Below are 18670 nucleotides of genomic sequence, written 5' to 3'. Positions count from 1 at the left end.
TCAATTCTTTCTTTTCAATTAAATCACCTTCGCTTCTTCGTGCAGCAGGCGAACCAGTTCGCCAACGTTATCTGCATCGATCATGGTGCAGTCGCCCTTCTCGGTCGGGCGCTCGTATTTTTCGGTGGTGGTGGCTTTTTCCGCCTCAGCGGCGGGAAGGACATTCAGTGGCTTCTGACGAGCCATCATGATACCGCGCATGTTCGGGATGCGCAGATCCTTTTCTTCTACCAATCCTTTTTTACCAGAAAGTACCAACGGAAGTGATCCGGACAATGTTTCTTTTCCGCCATCGATCTCGCGAATGGCCGTGAAATTGAATCCTTCGACCTCCAAACCGATACAGGTTTGAATGAACGGCATGTCGAGCATGGCGGCCACCATACCGGGTATTTGTCCACCGTTGTAGTCAATGGACTCAACACCTCCAATGATAAGCTCGAAATCCTTTTCCTTAGCTACTGCGGCGATCTGTTGAGCGATGAAAAAACTGTCATCGGCAGGCGCGTCGACGCGAATAGCTTCGTCGGCTCCGATGGCCAAAGCCTTGCGAAGGGTCGGTTCAGTTTCGGCTCCACCGACGTTGATCACCGTAATGGTGCCGCCGTGTTTTTCTTTCAGAAACAGGGCTTTGGTAAGGCCAAATTCGTCGTTGGGCCCAATGATGAATTGGAGACCGTCTTTAACAAATTCAGTATCGCCATTGGTAAAGTTGATTTTTGAAGTAGTGTCGGGAACATGCGAAATGCAAACCAGTATATTCATCCTTCTTCTTGTATTTCGAAATGGAGAGCAAATTTAGTCATTTAATTCTTATTTTTGCCGTCCCTAACGCTGAGGACAATGAGAGAAATTCAATTCCGAGAAGCCGTTTGTGAAGCCATGAGCGAGGAGATGCGCCGCGATGAGCGCGTATATCTCATGGGCGAGGAAGTCGCAGAGTACAACGGAGCGTATAAAGCCTCGAAGGGGATGCTCGACGAATTCGGACCCAAGCGCGTGATCGACACGCCTATTGCTGAGCTCGGTTTTTCCGGTATCGGAGTAGGTTCTGCCATGAATGGTCTGCGCCCTATCGTGGAGTTCATGACCTTCAACTTCTCACTTGTTGCCATCGACCAGATCATCAGCAACGCTGCTAAGATGTATCAGATGTCAGGTGGTCAGTTCAATATTCCTATCGTATTTCGCGGGCCTTCAGGTTCTGCCGGTCAATTGGGAGCTACCCATAGCCAGAGCTTCGAGAATTGGTTCGCCAACACGCCAGGTCTTAAGGTCGTTGTGCCTTCTGACCCCAAGGATGCGAAGGGATTGTTGAAAAGTGCCATTCGCGACGACGATCCGGTATTGGTGATGGAGTCGGAGCAGATGTACGGTGATAAAGGGCATGTCCCAGAAGGCGAATATTTGATCCCTATCGGAACGGCCGAAGTAAAGCGCCAAGGAAAGCACGTGACGCTCGTATCCTTCGGTAAGATCATCAAGCACGCCTTTTCGGCAGCCGAGCAATTGACGAAGGAGGGTATTGAATGCGAGGTGATCGACTTGTGTTCTGTACGCCCGATCGACTACGATACGGTGATCAACTCCGTGAAGAAAACGAACCGCATGGTAGTGCTCGAAGAGGCATGGCCTTTAGCGAACATCTCTACTGAATTGAACTACATGGTTCAGAAATACGCATTCGACTATTTGGATGCGCCAATCAAGAAAATCAATACGCTCGATACCCCGATGGCTTACGCGCCGACCTTAGTTGAGGAGTTCCTCCCACAAGTCGACGATGTCATTAAAGCCGTCAAGAGCGCCCTATACATCTCATAAATAATCCAAAACTAAACCTCATGGAAAATCTGGTGTACGTTTTACCGGTATTCGGTATCATCGCACTAGCGTTCGTATTCATTCGCAGCGCTTGGGTATCCAAGCAAGATGAAGGCGATGCTAAAATGGCCAAAATCGCGAAGCACATTGCCGATGGAGCAATGGCCTTTTTGAAAGCCGAGTATAGAATCCTCGCTATTTTTGTCGTAGCCGTCGCTGCACTTCTCGCATTCAAAGGATCGATGGAAGCTGATTCTAGCCCCATGGTCGCCGTTTCCTTTGTTATCGGGGCCATCTGTTCCGGACTTGCCGGATTCATCGGAATGCGCATCGCTACCAAAGCCAACGGTCGTACAACTCAAGCTGCACGTACCTCATTGGGTAAAGGTCTTGAAGTCGCTTTTGGCGGTGGTTCTGTAATGGGACTCGGAGTTGTTGGACTCGGTGTACTCGGGCTAAGCCTCCTGTTCATCCTCTACAGCGGACAAGGCTGGAGCATCGGAAAAGTATTGAACGTGATCTCAGGATTCTCCTTGGGAGCTTCTTCGATCGCACTTTTTGCTCGTGTAGGTGGGGGTATCTACACAAAAGCAGCTGACGTGGGTGCTGACCTCGTAGGTAAGGTAGAAGCAGGTATTCCTGAAGACCACCCATTGAACCCGGCGACCATTGCCGATAACGTCGGAGACAACGTTGGTGATGTGGCCGGTATGGGTGCTGACCTTTTTGAGTCCTTCGTTGGATCGATCATCGGAACCATGGTATTGGGAGCGGCTTTTGTAGCCCTGCCCGGATTTGCCGAAAGCTTCGACGGACTTGGAGCGGTATTGCTTCCCATGGCCTTGGCCGGAACGGGAATCATTGTGTCGATCATCGGAACGTTCTTCGTTCGCGTGAAAGAAGGCGGAAACCCACAATCTGCATTGAACCGCGGAGAGTTCATCTCGGCCGGACTCATGCTTGTGGTTTCGTACTTCCTTATCAATGGGATGTTGCCTGAGACCTGGTCGCTCAAAGGAACCGACTACACTGCAATGGGAGTGTTCTGGGCCACCATCGCCGGTTTGATCGCCGGATTGGGCGTGGGTTCTATTACCGAATACTACACCGGGACTGGTAAAAAACCGGTGATCAACATCGTTAACCAGTCTGAGACCGGAGCTGCAACGAACATCATTGCAGGATTGGGCGTGGGAATGATGAGTACCGCTATTCCAATTCTCATTATCGCTGCGGCGATCATGATCTCACACCATTTTGCCGGTTTATACGGAATCGCCATTGCCGCAGTTGGAATGCTCGCGAATACGGGAATCCAATTGGCCGTCGATGCTTACGGACCGATCTCCGACAACGCCGGAGGTATCGCCGAAATGAGTGAGCTTCCCGGTGAGGTTCGCGAACGTACCGATAAGCTCGATGCCGTAGGTAACACTACTGCAGCGATCGGAAAAGGATTCGCCATCGCTTCTGCCGCTTTGACCGCCTTGGCCCTTTTTGCCGCGTTCATGCAAACGGCCGGAATCGAATCGATCGATATTTCTAATCCAAAGGTCATGGCCGGACTCCTCGTAGGTGCTATGTTGCCCTTCGTATTCTCAGCACTTTCCATGGGTGCTGTAGGACGCGCCGCCATGTCCATGATCCAAGAGGTTCGTCGCCAGTTTGCGAATATTCCGGAGCTTAAAGCAGCCCTAGAGGTCATGCGTAAGTACGACTCCGATATCAGCAAGGCAACACCTGAAGATCGTGCGATCTTCGATGCAGCCGACGGAAAAGCCGAATACGATAAATGTGTTGAGATCTCTACCCAAGCTTCGTTGCGCGAGATGATCATGCCCGGACTTTTGGCCATCGCTGCTCCTGTAGTAGTAGGTTACGCATTCGGAGCAGAGACCTTGGGCGGATTACTCGCCGGGGTAACGTCTGCCGGTGTGTTGATGGCGATCTTCCAGTCGAATGCCGGAGGTGCATGGGACAACGCCAAGAAAATGCTCGAAGAGCAAGGGAAGAAAGGAACTGAAGCGCACAAAGCAGCGATTACAGGTGATACGGTAGGTGATCCATTCAAGGATACCTCGGGTCCATCATTGAACATCCTCCTTAAGTTGATGTCTGTAGTGGCCCTCGTGATCGCTTCGGGATTGGCTTGATCCACTTCTTGAAAACAAATGGAAGGGCCTCCGAAATCGGGGGCCTTTTTTTTTAATTTAGCGACTCGACCAAACCTAGGGATATGCATATTGCGATCGCCGGAAACATCGGTGCCGGAAAGACCACGCTGACAAAATTACTTTCGAAACACTACGGTTGGACACCCCACTTCGAGGATGTTGACGACAATCCCTACCTCAATGATTTCTACAATGAAATGCAACGCTGGTCGTTCAACCTGCAGATCTACTTCCTCAGAAGTCGCTTTGCCCAGATCAAGGACATTCGCGAAAGCGGTAAGGACGTGATCCAGGATCGGACCATTTACGAAGATGCCCACATTTTCGCTCCGAACTTGCACGCGATGGGACTTATGACGAGCCGTGATTTCGAGAACTACCAGAATCTCTTTGAGCTGATGGATAGTTTTGTGCCTGCCCCCGACATGCTCATTTACTTGCGCGCTTCGGTACCAACCTTGGTCGACCAAATACAGAAACGCGGCCGCGACTACGAATCGAGTATACGCCTAGATTACCTCAATCGCCTCAACGAGCGTTACGAGGCCTGGATCAGTGAATACGATAAGGGTAAGTTATTGGTGATCGATGTCGACAACCTCAATTTCATCGACAATCAAGAAGACCTCGGATCCGTCATCAACAAGGTTGAAGGGGAGATCAACGGACTATTTTAACGAAGTACAACTGCTCTTTTCCGAGCAAATAAACGTACTCCTCCGTAATTTGATACTTCTTCCAACGCCCCACAGCGGGTAGGGGAAAGGTTTGTTGTTGCCGTAATTGAATATCGTAAACGACCATTCCGCCTGCGGCGAGATAGTAGACTTTGTGGTTCATTACTTGAAACTCGTCGGGCGTTTGGATGGGCACGGACCTAACGTAATTTCCGAATAGATCGAGCTGTAGAATCTCCTTACCCTGGTTGTTGATGTAGACGTTGTTGATGGTCTGAAGCAAGTAGGTGGGGGTGACCTCACGGCCAACGGCCTGACTCAAATTAAGGCTTTCGAGGGCGGTTTTTTGATTGGTGACATCCCATTTAATAAGCTTGTCAACGCTTTGGTCGTAGAACCAAAGGGATTTTTGATCCGTGGCCTTTACCCACTGCACGTCGTAGTAGCCGAATTCATCGAGACGAATGGGACTCACGATGGGATTCAGTCGATTGTCTACAATGCGAACGGTAAAGAAATCGCGATAGTAGAGCAGGAGGCCCATGCTCAGGAACGGATCGACATAGCTAATGGAATCGAAACTCGGGTCACTGAACCGGTAAAGGGTTTTTCCGGTCGGGTCCACTTTAACAATCTCTTCACCTTGGAGCAGGTAGGCGTTGCCGAAGCGATCGACCCCGAAGTCCTGTGACGGGGCCACGTTCAACGAGCGCTCGAACCGCAACTCGAGGTTTTGCGCATGAACCCATCCGCCCGAGAGGGTGAGAATCAGAAAAATTAGAAAGCGATTCATGTGCCGTTCATTTCGATGAGTTCATCGAGGTAGTTGCGGTGGTTGGCGAGGCGTGGTACTTTGTTTTGTCCGCCCAGTTTTCCGCGGTTCTTCATCCAATTAAAAAAGAGGCCTGGACGCGCGACGTGCACGATCGGTGGCTTCAGGGCCATGTCTTTATGGCGTTTGGCTTCGTAATCGGTGTTGAGCACTTTGAGGGTGCTGTCGAGGGCATCGACGAAGAAGCTGAGGTCTTCGGGCTCGCGTTCGAATTCGATGACCCACTCATGCGCACCGCCGGCACCATCCTTCATATAAACGGGTCCGCCCGTGTATTCGCGTACCTGAGCCCCTGTTTTTTCGCAAGCGATGGCCAAGGCGCGCTCGGCGTTATCCTGGATCACCTCCTCGCCAAAGGCGTTTATGAAGTACTTGGTTCTGCCGGTGATGCGAATCCTAAAGGGATACAAGGAGGTGAATTCGATGGTGTCGCCAATCTTATAGCGCCAGAGACCGGCATTGGTGCTGATCACCACGGCGTACTGCTCACCAATGCGCACTTCGTCGAGTCCGAACGCCTTGGGGAACTCCTTGTTCCACTCGCCTTCGGGTAAGAATTCGTAGAAGATGCCGTAGTCGAGCATGAGCAGCATATCGTAGCTGTCGAGCCGATCCTTGATGGCGAAGAAGCCCTCCGACGCGTTGTACGTTTCCATGAAATACACATCGTCGCGCGGAATCAGCTGCTTAAACTGCTCGCGGTAAGGGGTAAAGGCCACGCCGCCGTGGATAAAGAGCTCGAGGTTGGGCCAAACTTCGAGCAGATTGTCCTTTCCGGTGGCCTCGAGTACCTTGTGGCAGGTCACGAGCATCCAAGATGGTACCCCGGTCAGTGAGGTCACGTTTTCCTTTACCGTGATTTCCACCGTTTTAGCCAACTTTTCTTCGAAATTTTCGATCAGTGCCGTTTTGTTGTCCGGCGTGCTGAGGAAGTCGGCCCAAAAGGGTAGGTTGTTCACGAGGATGGCACTGAGGTCGCCGTAATAGCTTTTATTCTCGGAGTCGATGGTGGTGGCGCTTCCGGCCATCATGAGACTCTTTCCGGTGAACATCTGCGTGTTTGGATTCAAGTTGCAGTAGATGGACAGCATATCCTTACCCGTATTGAAATGGCACTCTTCGAGGCTTTCCTGTGATACGGGCAAGAATTTACTTCGCTGGCTCGTAGTACCACTCGATTTCGCAAACCATTTGATCTCGGTTGGCCACAGAATATTTTGCTCACCTTTGCGAAGGCGATCGATCCGCGGCACCAAGTCTTCGTAGCTCACCACGGGAACGCGATTGCGGTAATCTTCGTAGTGGCGCATATCTTCGAATCCGAACTCCTTACCATACGCAGTATCGCGGGCACTGCGCACCAGCTTCATTTGCCACTCGCGCTGTACCTCGAGCGGGTATTTCATGAACAGCTCGATCTCGTGGAATCGCTTTTTCATGACCCACGCCAAAACGCTGTTGATTAAAGGAAATTTGACCGCCATTGATTGCTTAACTTCGAGGACTAAGATAGGCATTGTTACAAATCATAACGCACCCATGACGACCTACACCGGACCCCTCGCTAAAATGAATACAGAGCTCGCCAGCCCTACCCGATATACCCTTCCCCTGGGCGATGAAATGATCGATGTTAACGGCCTCATCGGCCGGATTCTTTCGATGCGTTTTACAGGTCGCATTCGCTGCTTCTGCGGCGAACTAAAGACGAAGGTTTACCGTCAGAACTTTTGCTACAACTGCTTTTGGGAAAAGCCTCAGGCGGGCGATCCTATTTTCCACCCCGAAAAGAGTCAGGCCCATTTGGGCATCGAGGACCGTGACCTCGAGTGGGAAAAAGCCAATCAATTGCAGTCACACATCGTATATTTGGCCGTTTCGAGTGGACTCAAGGTCGGAGTCACGCGGAAACGGCAGGTCCCGACCCGGTGGATCGACCAAGGTGCGAGTTACGCCATCCGACTGGCCGAAACCCCCAATCGTTATTTGGCCGGAGCCATTGAAGTAGCATTAAAAGAGCACTTGAAGGACAAAACAGTTTGGCAGCGCATGCTCAAGAACGAGGTGCCGGATCTCGACCTTCGGTCCGAAAAACGCCGTGTGGCCAATTTGCTCGACGAGGAGCTGGGCCAATACGTGACCGAAGATGATTCGATTACGGACATTGAATATCCGGTAAAGGTATTCCCGACCAAGACCAAAAGTTTGAACCTACAAAAGGTGGAAACGTTCGAAGGCGAACTCACCGGCATCAAGGGACAGTATTTGATCTTTGGGGATCAAGCGGTCTTTAATGTGCGAAATAATGAAGGGTTGATTATTGACCTCAATGTGCAGTAGCACACTTCGATCTGTACATTCGCGCTGCGCGCGAGTCAATTTCAGCTGCGCCGAAGTACATTTGCTCTTCGAGCGAGGAAATGGTCATTGACTCCGGGAGGAATAATCTCCTGCAGGGCGCGAATTCACATTGACGTGGTCAATATTCACTTCAGCTCCAACCATTTAACGAATCAACCAACGATGGTCTACATCCGGAGCTCCTCCCCATGCGCTAAGGCAAACCGCTTCCTGAACCACCCGACGGCGGCGTAAATGAAAATGGTATCGACCACGGCGCAGATGATCTTGAAGAGCCAACCGTCGAGGATCATTTGGCCGATATTCGCTACGGGAGTGAGTCCGATAAAGATCACTGAAACGACCAAGGTGGTATCTACCAATTGCGAAAAGATGGTGCTGAAGTTGTTGCGCAGCCAAAGGTGCTTGCCCTTGGTGACGCCCTTCCAAAAGTGGAAAATGCGGATGTCGACCAATTGGGCGGCTAGGTAAGCGATCATGGATGCGGAGATCACCCGCCATGAATTCTGAAATACCGTCCCGTATTGATCGTCGTTTACCGGAGAATTCTCAATGGCCGGAAACTGGTGACCGAGCCACAGGATGAACAGCACGAAAACGCTCGCCGCGAATCCGGCAAAAACGACTTCGTTGGTGCGTCGTCGTCCGTAGATCTCACTCAGAATATCCGTGATCAAGAACGTAGCGGGATACGGCAGAACTCCGGCCGAGATCACGAAGGTCTTGAACCCCAGATCGACGCTGATGAACTTGTTGGCGATGAGGTTACAGGTAACCAAGGCCGTCACGAATAGTGTGGCCAACAGCAAGTAAACCCGTTGAGCTCGGCGTTTTTGTTCTTCGGAATGAGGTTCGGCGACGATGGCGATCAGTTCAATTCGACGTTGAATGGCATGCGGGCTTGAATACCGCGCATGTTCTGAAGCTGCTCTAATTGCTCAAAATAAGGGTACAAGGGTCCGACCTTGCTTTTAAGGGCTCGGGTTTCCATACTGCCCATGAGCTCATCCAGAATCTCCCGAATCGGGTCCTTTTGTAGGGGCAACGACAAAATTCGGTACTCGTCGACCTCGGCGCGTTCAGCGGCCATGGCCAATGCATCTTCAATTCCGCCCAACTCATCGACCAAACCGATCTCGAGGGCATCGGAACCGCTCCACACGCGACCTTGACCAATGCTGTCGACCTCGGCGACTTCCATGCCGCGACCTTTGGCCACGTGACCGATGAAATCGGCGTAGATGTCTTCAATGACGTTGAGGATCTTGGCCTCCTCGAATTCGTTCAGCGCCCGTGTAGGATCTCCAAAGTCGGCGTGTTCATTGGTTACGACCTGATCAAAATGGATACCGATCTTATTGTTCAACAACTCCTCCGGATTAAACAGCACGCCAAATACTCCAATGGATCCGGTAATGGTATTGGGTTCAGCGAAGATGTGGTCGGCTTTACAGCTGATGTAGTATCCGCCCGAGGCAGCCAAATCGCCCATCGAAACGATCACGGGTTTTTCCGCCTTGGCGAGTTCGACTTCGCGCAGGATCACGTCTGAGGCGAGGGCGTCGCCTCCTGGAGAGTTCATACGCAGTACGATGGCCTTTACTTTATCATCGCGTCGCGCGTCGCGGATCGCTTTCGAAATGCGGCCCGATCCAATTTGATATTCTGAACCTTCACCTGAAATGATATCGCCCTGTGCGTAGATGACGGCGATGTAGTCGGTGGTTATTGGAGTGTTGCCTTTGACGTTTTTCCAATCGCTTAGCGCAATTGAACGAATTTCTTCGTCTTCGGCTTGACCTAGCTTTTGACGCAGCAACGACTGCACTTCGTCCTTATAAACGAGCGCGTCTACTAATCCGCCCGAGAGGGCGTCATCACCCATAAAAATAGCCATAGTATCAGCCAGCCCGTTCAAAACGTCGGTAGTGGTTCCGCGACTCTCGGCAATCTCGTTAATGGCCGCTTCCCAAATGGAGCCAATGAATGCGGTGGTTTGCTCTTTGTTGGCAGGGGACATATCGTTACGCAAAAACGGCTCCACCGCACTCTTGTATTTTCCGTGGCGAATCACCTGTGGCTCCACGCCGATCTTGGCCAGCATATCGAGCGGAAAGCTCACTTTACCCTGAAGTCCTTTGAATTCCATCATGCCTTCCGGGTTCAGGAACACGCTGTCGGCCACCGACACGAGGTAGTAGGCTTTTTGGGTATAACCCTCGCTGTAGGCGTAAACGAATTTGCCGGTCGATTTGAAATCGAGCAGTGCATTGCGGATCTCGCGTGTGGAGGCATAGCCACACTGCAAAAAGGTAACGTTGAGGTAAATCCCTTTGATGTTGTCGCTGTCACGAGCTTTCGCGATTTGATCGATGAGATCGTGCAGTCCAATACAGTCGATAATCTCGAAAGGGCTCTCGGTAGTGCGGTCGTAAATGGGTTCGTCGAGGCTCAGGGTGAGCACGTGAGGCTTGTTGATCTTATCTTCATTGCTGCCTGTGCTGACTATCGCCAAGAGAAACAAGAACGAAAGGAGGCTAAACAGGAAGATCCCGACGACGGTAGCCAAGGAAAATTTAAGGAATTGACGCATGTTAAAACTTTTTGAGTGCTAAGCGAAAATAGCAATTATCGGCCTACGGTAGAAACCTATATTTGCCTCGTGGAACACCTGAACGAATATTACGTGGCCCTGGGTTCCAATTTGGGCGACAAAGCCGAACATTTACGCTGGGCGGTCGCTTATTTGGAGCAGCGCGGCGCGGTTACGGCCAAATCGGCCCGCTTTGCGAATTCGCCCGAAGGCTTCCATAGCGACAACAGCTTCGAAAATGCGGTAGTTCACTGGCGCACGGAGCTCAATCCCGAGGCGGCATTGGCTTACGTGCTACAAGGCGAATCGTTGCGGGGGCGCCCTCAACGGGCGGATGGGGAGGTATGGTCGGATCGCCCCATCGATATGGACCTGTTGATGTGGTCGGGCGGCGGCTGGAAAAGTGACCGGCTCACCTTACCGCATCCGCGAATGCAGAGTAGGGCGTTCGTTATGGTTCCCCTGATGCGCATCCACCCGCAGGGTGAGAAATTCGTTGTTCCGGAAGGTGCAGAAAAATTGACGGAGGTTGGGACCTTATAACTACATAGCCATAGAGGGGAATATCGGTGCGGGCAAGACCTCGCTGTCCGAGATGATCGCGAGTGACCACGGTGGTAAGCTGGTATTGGAGCAGTTTTCGGACAACCCTTTTTTGCCGAAATTCTACGAGGACCGCGAGAAGTACGCCTTTCCGCTCGAGATGAGTTTTTTGGCCGAGCGCTTTCAGCAATTGAGTGATGAACTGCCATCGGCCGACCTGTTCAGCACCTTTACGGTCAGCGATTACTTTGTGTTGAAGTCGCTGATCTTTGCCGAGGTGAATCTGTCGCGCGACGAATTCGAATTGTACCGCCGCGTATTCAATTTGATGTATCGCCAAATCCCCAAACCCGATCTGCTCGTATATCTACACCGAGGCGTCGGCGAACTCCAGCGGCAAATCAAAATGCGGGGTAGGGAATACGAGCAAAGTATTCCGGACAGCTATTTGGAGGAGGTACAAGCAAGTTATTTTCAGTTCTTGAAACAACAGCGCACTTTGTCCGTTGTGGTGTTGGAGCTGGGGTCTTTGGATTTCGTGGGCGATCGAAAAGTATACGAGCGCATTCTCGAGAAAATGAACCAAAAATACCCTGAGGGAATGTCCATTTTGAGTCTCGATTAATTCACATTCAGGCGTTGACAAAAAATGGAGCGATCCCCGAGAAACTCCCGAGAAACATTAACTTTGTCGTCAATAATGTTGAAAACATACAATTAAATAGAATGAAAAAGGCAGCCTTCTTCTTAGCGTCATTATTTATCATGACAACGGCAGTCCATGCTCAGGGAACCTCGAAAATCAAAGATGATTACAATACTTGGTCTGTGCAGCTCCACGTTGGTAATTTGTACGGTTTTGGTGACGGAAATGGCTTTTTGACTGATGGACTTAATGAAAATGTAGGATTTGATCTTGGTTATGGATTGAATATCAACAAGCAATTCAATCACTTGTTTGGCTTGCGAATTCAAGGGATCTTCGGAACTGCAACCGGTGGAGTCTCCAGCGGAGAATGGGGAGAGTTATCGATTATGGACTTCACAGCTCAGGGAACGATCAATTTGACCAACCTCACTTTATCACGCAAGAGCAACCAGCGATTCCGTATGTATTTGAACGCCGGTATTGGTTTAAATAGCCACGATGCTACAATTTACGATGCCATGGATAACGTAAGCGATGATCCAGAGGCTCAGACTTCTTGGGTTATGCCTATCGGATTGGGCGCCATGTGGAAGCTGAACGATAATTTTTTCTTGGATTTGAACAGTACTTATCGTTTCTCAAATTCAGACTACCTCAATGGTGTGCCTAGGGGAACAGCTACGGATGGATACCTGTACACCAGCCTTGGAGTGGGTTATATCTTCGGTAAAAAAGAGCAATCTGCCGACTGGGTAAACCCAATGGACCAAATGTACATGGATCTCACCAACATGCAGACTACCGTTGATGAGATCTCAAAAGACAGTGACGGCGATGGAGTTGCCGACATGTACGATGCCGAGAACAATACCCCTGCGGGTGTAGCGGTAGACGGACGTGGGCGCGCCTTCGACATCGACGGTGACGGAGTGCCCGATCACGTTGATGAAGATCCATTTACGCCTAAAGGTGCTTCTGTGACTCCTGATGGACGTGAAAAAGATACGGATGGCGACGGAGTACCCGATAGTCGTGACCGCGAGCCTAACACTCCGGCCGGAGAATTGGTGAACTTCCAGGGGGTAACCATTCCTTCAGGAGAGCTCAACGGAGCGTACTTGCCGAGTATTTACTTCGCATTGGAAAGCAGCACCATCAGTTACGCTAACTACGAGCGTTTGGCTGCTGTAGCTCGTGCTTTGAAAATGAATCCGGACGCCCAGATCCGCATCGTGGGTCACGCCGACAAGACCGGTAGCGAAAAGTACAACGAAAAATTGGCTAAAGCCCGAGCTCAATCTGTGGTTGATCATTTGAACAAGTACTACGGAATCGATATGAGCCGAATGGAGGTTGCCGGAAAAGGAGAGACCGACCCGTTGGCCGACGGACAAAACAAGATCAACCGCCGCGTAGATTTCGAAGTGAAGTAAGGGCGAAAGATCAAGGAACCATCGAAAGCCCCTCCGATTCGGAGGGGCTTTCTTTTTTTACGAAAACGTAACAGAAGTCATTGCTTTTGATGCGCTGTGCGAACTACACTTGGGACAAACTCGGAGTCCCATGGATCTCAAAGGCATCAGGGCTGAATTGATAGAGCTGCGCAACTACATCCTAAAGGTGGAAGAGCAGCAAATGCGGCGATTGGAGCGCGTACATCCGGATCACCGAGGTGCGGCTCAGAATCTGATTCATTATTTGGCCCTGAGGGCCATAGATCACCAATTGCTTCAAGAACACCTCACTTCCATAGGTTTATCTTCATTGCGGAATTCAGAAGCCCGCGTACTCGACAATTTGAACTTGGTGCTGCATTGGCTTTCCGAAGATCAGTGCAACGATATTCCGGTACCTGTTCAAAAAGTGCACCCGGCACGTTGCATGAAAGAGCGGGCCGATGCACTTTTTGGCCACCGCGATACGTGGTCGCCCCACATCATGGTGACCTTGTCGAGCCAAATGAATAATACATCTAGTGAATTCGCCGATTTGCTGCTATCGGGCATGTCGGTGGTGCGTATCAACTGCGGTCACGATAGCGAACTCGAATGGACCGAAATGCTCGAATCGCTCCGATTGGCCAGCGAAGAAACGGGGGAATCGTGCAGTGTGTACTTCGACCTCTCGGGCCCGAAGATCCGCATCAAAGAGCTGTTCGATAAACAGCGAAGTTCGGTCAAAGCGCTGGCCGTGAAGCCCGGGGACCGCTTATTCATATCGAAGTATCCTTACGAAAAGGGACATTACGTAAAAGGTTACATGACCGTGAGGCCTAAAAAGGCCTTCGTTGGGCTTGAGGTAGGTAAGCGTATCTTGTTCGATGACGGTGTGGTTCACGGTGAAGTGATTTCGGTGTCCGATGAAGGAGTTGAGATCGAGATCACCTACACCGATAAACCGTCGCGCAAGCTCAAGCCAGAGAAAGGGGTGAATTTCCCGGGGATGGGGATTGAAATTAAAGGCGGCCACCGCCAAGGACATCAATGATCTGGATTTTTTGAAGGATCATGCCGATGTGGTCGGTTTGAGCTTTGTGAATAACGCTTCGGACGTGCATCAGATCATCGACGAAATGGAGGCGCGCGGCATGCATGAGGTCGGATTGGTCGTCAAGATCGAGACGGTGAGTGCCTTTGAAGACTTGCCCATAATTTTACTCGCTTTGATGCGGCACAAGCGCATCGGGCTCATGATCGCCCGAGGCGATTTGGGCTTGGAGGTCGGTTGGGAGCGCTTGGCCGAGGTTCAAGAAGAGATACTTTGGTTGGCCGAAGCGGGTTGGATTCCGACCATTTGGGCCACGCAAGTCCTTGAAAAGCTAACCAAGCAAGGCATACCGACCCGGGCCGAGATCACCGATTCCGCGGCGGGTATCAGGGCCGAATGCGTGATGCTGAACAAAGGCAAATACATATTGAACAGCCTGCGTACCTTGAGCGATATACTCACTAAAATGAGTTCACACCAATACCATCGTCGACCGGCCATGCGCAAATTGAACGTAGCCGAACGCGTTCTACAATCTTAGTGGAGTCTCAATAAAAAGGGCTTAACCGCTTCCCAGAGTACTATTCCGCTCGAAATACTCACATTCAAGGAGTGCTTGGTTCCAAACTGAGGAATCTCGACAGCGGAATCGCATTGATCGATGACCTTTTGCTGAACCCCTTTTACTTCGTTTCCGAGAATTAGGGCGACCTTATCGGTCGGATGGGGTTGCCAGTCGCGCAGGTCGACACTTTGCTCCACCTGTTCAACCGCCACGCAAAGGAACCCATCGGCCCGCAGGGCCTTAACAGCCTCTAAAGTGTCGTTGAAGTACTGCCACTGCACGGTTTCGGTGGCTCCGAGGGCGGTCTTTTCGATCTCGCGATGCGGGGGTTGCGCAGTGATGCCGCAGAGGTACACGGCTTCGAGTCGGAACGCGTCGGCGGTGCGGAACACCGAGCCTACGTTGTGGAGGCTGCGGATGTTATCGAGCACCGCGATAACGGGTACCTTTTCCGAACCTTTAAAGTCGGCGGGCGATAGGCGATCGAGCTCGTGAATCCTTAGTTTTCTCATATATTCGTGGACTGCGCACAAAGGTAACCAAAGCGGGAGTAACAGTGGCCAAGAAGAAGAGCGAGACCCCATTAATGAAACAGTACTACGGCATCAAAGGGAAGTATCCCGATGCCTTGCTGTTGTTTCGCGTGGGCGACTTTTATGAGACCTTTGGCGACGATGCGGTCAAGACTTCTAAAATTCTCGGCATTACGCTGACCAAACGTGCCAACGGGTCGGCTTCGGAAGTGGCCTTGGCGGGTTTTCCCCACCATTCCTTGGATACTTATTTACCCAAGCTGGTGAAGGCGGGTCAGCGCGTAGCCATTTGCGATCAGCTCGAAGAGCCCACCAAGGGTAAAAAGATCGTGGACCGGGGAGTGACCGAACTCGTAACGCCGGGGGTGACTTACAGCGATCAGGTGCTCGATAACCGCAGTAACCACTGGCTTGCTGCCGTTCATATGGGTGGTGTGACCTTGGGCGTGTCGTTTCTGGACATAAGCACGGGAGAATTCCTTCTGGCCGAAGGCCGTCCGGACTATATTGACAAATTGCTTCAGAGTTTTGCGCCAAAGGAGGTGCTGCACGAGAAGAAGTACAAAAAAGACTTTCAAGAGACCTTTGGATCTCGCTACTACACGTATGCGCTTGAGGATTGGGTGTTTCAATCCGGTTTCGCGCGCGAAACACTCCTCAAGCATTTCGGGGTAAAGAATTTAAAAGGGTACGGAGTCGATCACTGCGATTACGGCATCATTGCCGCGGGTGCCGCCTTGCATTACCTCGCCGATACGCAGCACGACCAGTTGGCGCACATCCGCCGGGTACGCCGCGTAGAAGAGGAGAAATACGTGTGGATGGATCGCTTTACCATTCGCAATTTGGAGCTGCTTTTTACGCCCCACGAAGACGGTGTTACCCTACTTGATATTATGGATCGGACCATTAGTCCGATGGGCGCCCGTTTAATGAAGCGCTGGATCGCCCTAACGCTGAAGGAAATGCAGCCCATTTTGGATCGACACGAAGTCGTTGAATTTTTAGTGGGGGCGCCTCAACGGCGCGATTTGATCGCCGGGCAGCTAAAAGAGATCGGCGACTTGGAACGATTGGTTTCTAAGGTCAGTACGGCGCGGATCAACCCGCGGGAGATGAATCAGCTCCACAGATCGCTCGTGGCTCTAGAGCCGATCAAAGAGTTCGCGGAATGTGCTGAGCCCCGTTCGTTGAAACAGATCGGCGAGGAGTTGAACCCCTGTTCGTCGCTCCAAAAGATCATTGCGGAGCACCTGAAGGAGAATCCGCCCGTGCAAGTGAGCAAAGGCGGGGTCATTGCCGATGGCGTTTCGAAGGAGCTCGACGAATTGCGCGAGATCGTTGCAAACGGTAAAAAGTATTTGTTAGAGCTACAGCAGCGGGAGGCCGAAAAGACCGGAATAACCTCTTTGAAGGTGGCCTTTAATAACGTTTTTGGGTATTATTTAGAGGTGCGAAATACCTTTAAGGACAAGGTTCCCGAGGAGTGGGTGCGGAAGCAGACCTTGGTCAGTGCGGAGCGATACATCACCGAGGAGTTGAAGGAGCTGGAGAGTAAGATCTTGGGTGCCGAAGAGCGGATCTTGGCTTTGGAAAGCAATCTGTACGGAGCGTTGGTATCTCGATTGGCCGATTACATCGAACCTATTCAAAACGATGCTTATCAGCTTGCCCGGCTCGATGCTTTGAATGGGCTGGCTGTATTGGCAGAGGAAAGCCGATATGTGCGGCCTGAAATGAACGAGGAGTTCGCGATCGCCATCGATGCAGGGCGTCATCCCGTGATCGAGCGACAGTTGCCGTTAGGTGAGCAATATGTGAGTAATGATATTCGGCTCGATCGCGACGAGCAACAGATCATGATGATCACCGGGCCCAATATGTCGGGTAAGAGTGCCCTGCTGAGACAAACGGCACTGATCAGTTTAATGGCCCAGATGGGCAGTTTTGTTCCGGCCGACGCGGCCAAGCTGGGGCTGGTCGACAAAGTCTTCACTCGGGTAGGGGCGAGCGATAATATTTCGTTGGGTGAATCGACCTTCATGGTCGAGATGAACGAAACCGCCAGTATTCTGAACAATCTGAGCGAGCGGAGTTTAATCTTGTTGGATGAGATCGGACGGGGAACGAGTACCTATGATGGTATTTCGATCGCCTGGAGTATTGCGGAATTCTTGCACGAGCACCCGACCAAGGCCAAAACCTTGTTCGCAACGCATTATCACGAACTTAACGAGATGAGAGATCGGTTCGATAGGATCGTCAATTTCAATGTTAGTGTGCGCGAGGTGGACAAAAAGATCATTTTCTTAAGGAAGTTGGTGCCGGGTGGGAGCAATCACAGCTTCGGAATCCATGTAGCGCAGATGGCTGGTATGCCGGTGGCCGTGGTCGATCGCAGTAAGCAAATACTGAGTCAGCTCGAGCAGAGTCACGCCGAAGACCTTGCCGGGAATAGCGGTGATGCCGCTCGCGAAGTCCTGAAGGATATGTCAGGTGAAATGCAACTCAGTTTCTTCCAGCTCGATGATCCCATGCTTCAAAACATCAAAGAAGAGTTGATCAAGACCGACATCAACAACCTTACACCGGTCGAAGCACTCATGAAGCTCAATGAGATCAAAAAAATGGTGGGAGGGTAAAAAGATTCTTGCCGAAAGATAAAATTGTATTAAATTTGCGACCTCTTAACAACGCGAGAATAGCTCAGTTGGTAGAGCACGACCTTGCCAAGGTCGGGGTCGCGGGTTCGAGTCCCGTTTCTCGCTCAACAAAATGAAGCCCTGGAGGTAAAACCTTCGGGGCTTTTTCTTTGAGGACTCGCGCTTGCGCGAAGGCCGAAAAGAGAAAGAGCCGTATTCACGCATAGCGTGCAGGGTTTCATTTTGTTGAAAGCTCCCCGCACCAGCAAGGGTCGGCGCACTGCGCAGTCTCGTTTCTCAACGACGTTCTTCTCTCTAGCTTGATATATTTAACCCCGGGCTGAAGCCTGGGGCCAAAGGTCTTGCTTCTATTAGGAGATTGCCTTCAAAAATTCAACGCATTGATCCCCGGGCTTCAGCCCGGGGCTGTATTGCATCCGTGTGCTATTGCTTATTAAGCATTAATGATTCAACTGCACGATCCCGGGTTTTAACCCGGGGCCGGGGGTCTTTTTTTCATTAGGGATTGTCGTTAAATATTGAACGCATTGATCCCCGGGCTTCAGCCCGGGGCTGTATTGCATCCGTGTGCTATTTCTTTTCATCATTAATGATTCAACTGCACAACCTCGGGTTAAAACCCGGGGCCCGGAGATTGGCATCTATCTTTCAATTCCATTAACTGTTATCTTTCTTATTCCAACCAATGAAAGGTAAACTTCCCCAAAAACGAGACAGTTTAAAAGTATAATTTTAAATTGTTGATTATGAAGAAGTCAAAGTTTACTGA

General features: G+C 51.0%; 15 protein-coding genes, 1 tRNA gene and 1 pseudogene. 11 read left to right on the top strand and 6 right to left on the bottom strand.

The window, feature by feature from the left end:
* Positions 1-18 precede the first annotated feature (18 nt).
* Positions 19-765, bottom strand: coding sequence for an electron transfer flavoprotein subunit beta/FixA family protein (locus J4F31_04630; GenBank protein ID MCE2495849.1), 747 nt, complete (start codon positions 763-765; stop codon positions 19-21).
* Positions 766-843: 78 nt separating this feature from the next.
* Here J4F31_04630 and J4F31_04625 point away from each other — a divergent pair, with 78 nt between their 5' ends.
* From J4F31_04625 to J4F31_04615, 3 genes and pseudogenes are all read left to right on the top strand, one after another.
* Positions 844-1824 carry a pyruvate dehydrogenase complex E1 component subunit beta gene (locus J4F31_04625; protein MCE2495848.1) on the top strand — a complete coding sequence of 327 codons (981 nt, stop codon included), beginning with the start codon at positions 844-846 and terminating at the stop codon, positions 1822-1824.
* 20 nt (positions 1825-1844) lie between these two features.
* Positions 1845-3974: pseudogene (locus tag J4F31_04620) on the top strand (sodium-translocating pyrophosphatase).
* Between the two features lie 86 nt (positions 3975-4060).
* The gene (locus tag J4F31_04615; protein MCE2495847.1) at positions 4061-4675 is read left to right on the top strand and encodes a deoxynucleoside kinase; all 615 of its coding nucleotides are present in this window, start codon (positions 4061-4063) and stop codon (positions 4673-4675) included.
* Here J4F31_04615 and J4F31_04610 read toward each other — a convergent pair.
* Together J4F31_04610 and J4F31_04605 are read right to left on the bottom strand one after the other, a co-directional pair.
* Positions 4659-5468, bottom strand: coding sequence for a hypothetical protein (locus J4F31_04610; protein ID MCE2495846.1), 810 nt, complete (start codon positions 5466-5468; stop codon positions 4659-4661). The two genes, J4F31_04615 and J4F31_04610, sit on opposite strands and share 17 nt — an antisense overlap.
* Positions 5465-6991, bottom strand: coding sequence for a GH3 auxin-responsive promoter family protein (locus J4F31_04605; GenBank protein ID MCE2495845.1), 1527 nt, complete (start codon positions 6989-6991; stop codon positions 5465-5467). The genes J4F31_04610 and J4F31_04605 overlap by 4 nt, the downstream gene beginning before the upstream one ends.
* 55 nt (positions 6992-7046) lie before the next feature.
* Between J4F31_04605 and J4F31_04600 the strand changes: the two genes are divergently transcribed.
* Positions 7047-7847, top strand: coding sequence for a DUF2797 domain-containing protein (locus tag J4F31_04600; protein MCE2495844.1), 801 nt, complete (start codon positions 7047-7049; stop codon positions 7845-7847).
* A 188-nt stretch (positions 7848-8035) separates the two neighbouring features.
* On the opposite strand, the gene J4F31_04595 is transcribed toward J4F31_04600, so the two are convergent.
* Both J4F31_04595 and sppA read right to left on the bottom strand, forming a co-directional pair.
* Positions 8036-8731 carry a queuosine precursor transporter gene (locus J4F31_04595; protein MCE2495843.1) on the bottom strand — a complete coding sequence of 232 codons (696 nt, stop codon included), beginning with the start codon at positions 8729-8731 and terminating at the stop codon, positions 8036-8038.
* A gap of 5 nt (positions 8732-8736) precedes the next feature.
* Complete coding sequence (sppA, locus tag J4F31_04590; protein ID MCE2495842.1) at positions 8737-10461, bottom strand: signal peptide peptidase SppA; 1725 nt, start codon at positions 10459-10461, stop codon at positions 8737-8739.
* 69 nt (positions 10462-10530) lie between these two features.
* Here sppA and folK point away from each other — a divergent pair, with 69 nt between their 5' ends.
* The 5 genes from folK (at position 10531) to J4F31_04565 (ending at position 14681) form a co-directional block, all read left to right on the top strand.
* On the top strand, positions 10531-11004 hold the full coding sequence (gene folK / locus J4F31_04585) for a 2-amino-4-hydroxy-6-hydroxymethyldihydropteridine diphosphokinase (GenBank protein MCE2495841.1): 474 nt from the start codon (positions 10531-10533) through the stop codon (positions 11002-11004).
* The gene (locus J4F31_04580) at positions 10991-11629 is read left to right on the top strand and encodes a deoxynucleoside kinase (protein ID MCE2495840.1); all 639 of its coding nucleotides are present in this window, start codon (positions 10991-10993) and stop codon (positions 11627-11629) included. Before folK ends, J4F31_04580 begins: the two co-directional genes overlap by 14 nt.
* Before the next feature lie 101 nt (positions 11630-11730).
* On the top strand, positions 11731-13086 hold the full coding sequence (locus J4F31_04575; GenBank protein MCE2495839.1) for an OmpA family protein: 1356 nt from the start codon (positions 11731-11733) through the stop codon (positions 13084-13086).
* A gap of 130 nt (positions 13087-13216) precedes the next feature.
* Positions 13217-14140: a hypothetical protein gene (locus tag J4F31_04570; GenBank protein ID MCE2495838.1), complete on the top strand. Its 924-nt coding sequence runs from the start codon at positions 13217-13219 to the stop codon at positions 14138-14140.
* Positions 14103-14681 carry a hypothetical protein gene (locus J4F31_04565; GenBank protein ID MCE2495837.1) on the top strand — a complete coding sequence of 193 codons (579 nt, stop codon included), beginning with the start codon at positions 14103-14105 and terminating at the stop codon, positions 14679-14681. Before J4F31_04570 ends, J4F31_04565 begins: the two co-directional genes overlap by 38 nt.
* On the opposite strand, the gene J4F31_04560 is transcribed toward J4F31_04565, so the two are convergent.
* Positions 14678-15217 (bottom strand): RNA methyltransferase, encoded by a 540-nt coding sequence (locus tag J4F31_04560; protein MCE2495836.1) that lies wholly within the window; start codon positions 15215-15217, stop codon positions 14678-14680. The genes J4F31_04565 and J4F31_04560 overlap by 4 nt on opposite strands.
* 74 nt (positions 15218-15291) lie before the next feature.
* On the opposite strand from J4F31_04560, the gene mutS reads away from it, so the two are divergent.
* Positions 15292-17880 (top strand): DNA mismatch repair protein MutS, encoded by a 2589-nt coding sequence (gene mutS / locus J4F31_04555; protein ID MCE2495835.1) that lies wholly within the window; start codon positions 15292-15294, stop codon positions 17878-17880.
* 53 nt (positions 17881-17933) lie between these two features.
* Positions 17934-18006: transfer RNA gene (locus J4F31_04550), tRNA-Gly, on the top strand.
* Positions 18007-18670: the final 664 nt, after the last annotated feature.

Source organism: Flavobacteriales bacterium, assembly GCA_021296215.1.
In the GTDB taxonomy this organism is placed as follows: Bacteria; Bacteroidota; Bacteroidia; order Flavobacteriales; family ECT2AJA-044; genus ECT2AJA-044.
This window is presented reverse-complemented; position numbering and strand designations above follow the sequence as displayed.

Excerpts from the sequence above, each read along its gene's own strand:
- J4F31_04625 (MCE2495848.1), top strand. The coding sequence starts at position 844 with ATGAGAGAAATTCAATTCCGAGAAGCCGTTTGTGAAGCCATGAGCGAG.
- J4F31_04615 (MCE2495847.1), top strand. The coding sequence starts at position 4,061 with ATGCATATTGCGATCGCCGGAAACATCGGTGCCGGAAAGACCACGCTG.
- mutS (MCE2495835.1), top strand. The coding sequence starts at position 15,292 with ATGAAACAGTACTACGGCATCAAAGGGAAGTATCCCGATGCCTTGCTG.
- J4F31_04605 (MCE2495845.1), bottom strand. The coding sequence starts at position 6,991 with ATGGCGGTCAAATTTCCTTTAATCAACAGCGTTTTGGCGTGGGTCATG.
- J4F31_04560 (MCE2495836.1), bottom strand. The coding sequence starts at position 15,217 with ATGAGAAAACTAAGGATTCACGAGCTCGATCGCCTATCGCCCGCCGAC.
- J4F31_04630 (MCE2495849.1), bottom strand. The coding sequence starts at position 765 with ATGAATATACTGGTTTGCATTTCGCATGTTCCCGACACTACTTCAAAA.
- sppA (MCE2495842.1), bottom strand. The coding sequence starts at position 10,461 with ATGCGTCAATTCCTTAAATTTTCCTTGGCTACCGTCGTCGGGATCTTC.
- J4F31_04570 (MCE2495838.1), top strand. The coding sequence starts at position 13,217 with ATGGATCTCAAAGGCATCAGGGCTGAATTGATAGAGCTGCGCAACTAC.
- J4F31_04575 (MCE2495839.1), top strand. The coding sequence starts at position 11,731 with ATGAAAAAGGCAGCCTTCTTCTTAGCGTCATTATTTATCATGACAACG.
- J4F31_04610 (MCE2495846.1), bottom strand. The coding sequence starts at position 5,468 with ATGAATCGCTTTCTAATTTTTCTGATTCTCACCCTCTCGGGCGGATGG.
- J4F31_04600 (MCE2495844.1), top strand. The coding sequence starts at position 7,047 with ATGACGACCTACACCGGACCCCTCGCTAAAATGAATACAGAGCTCGCC.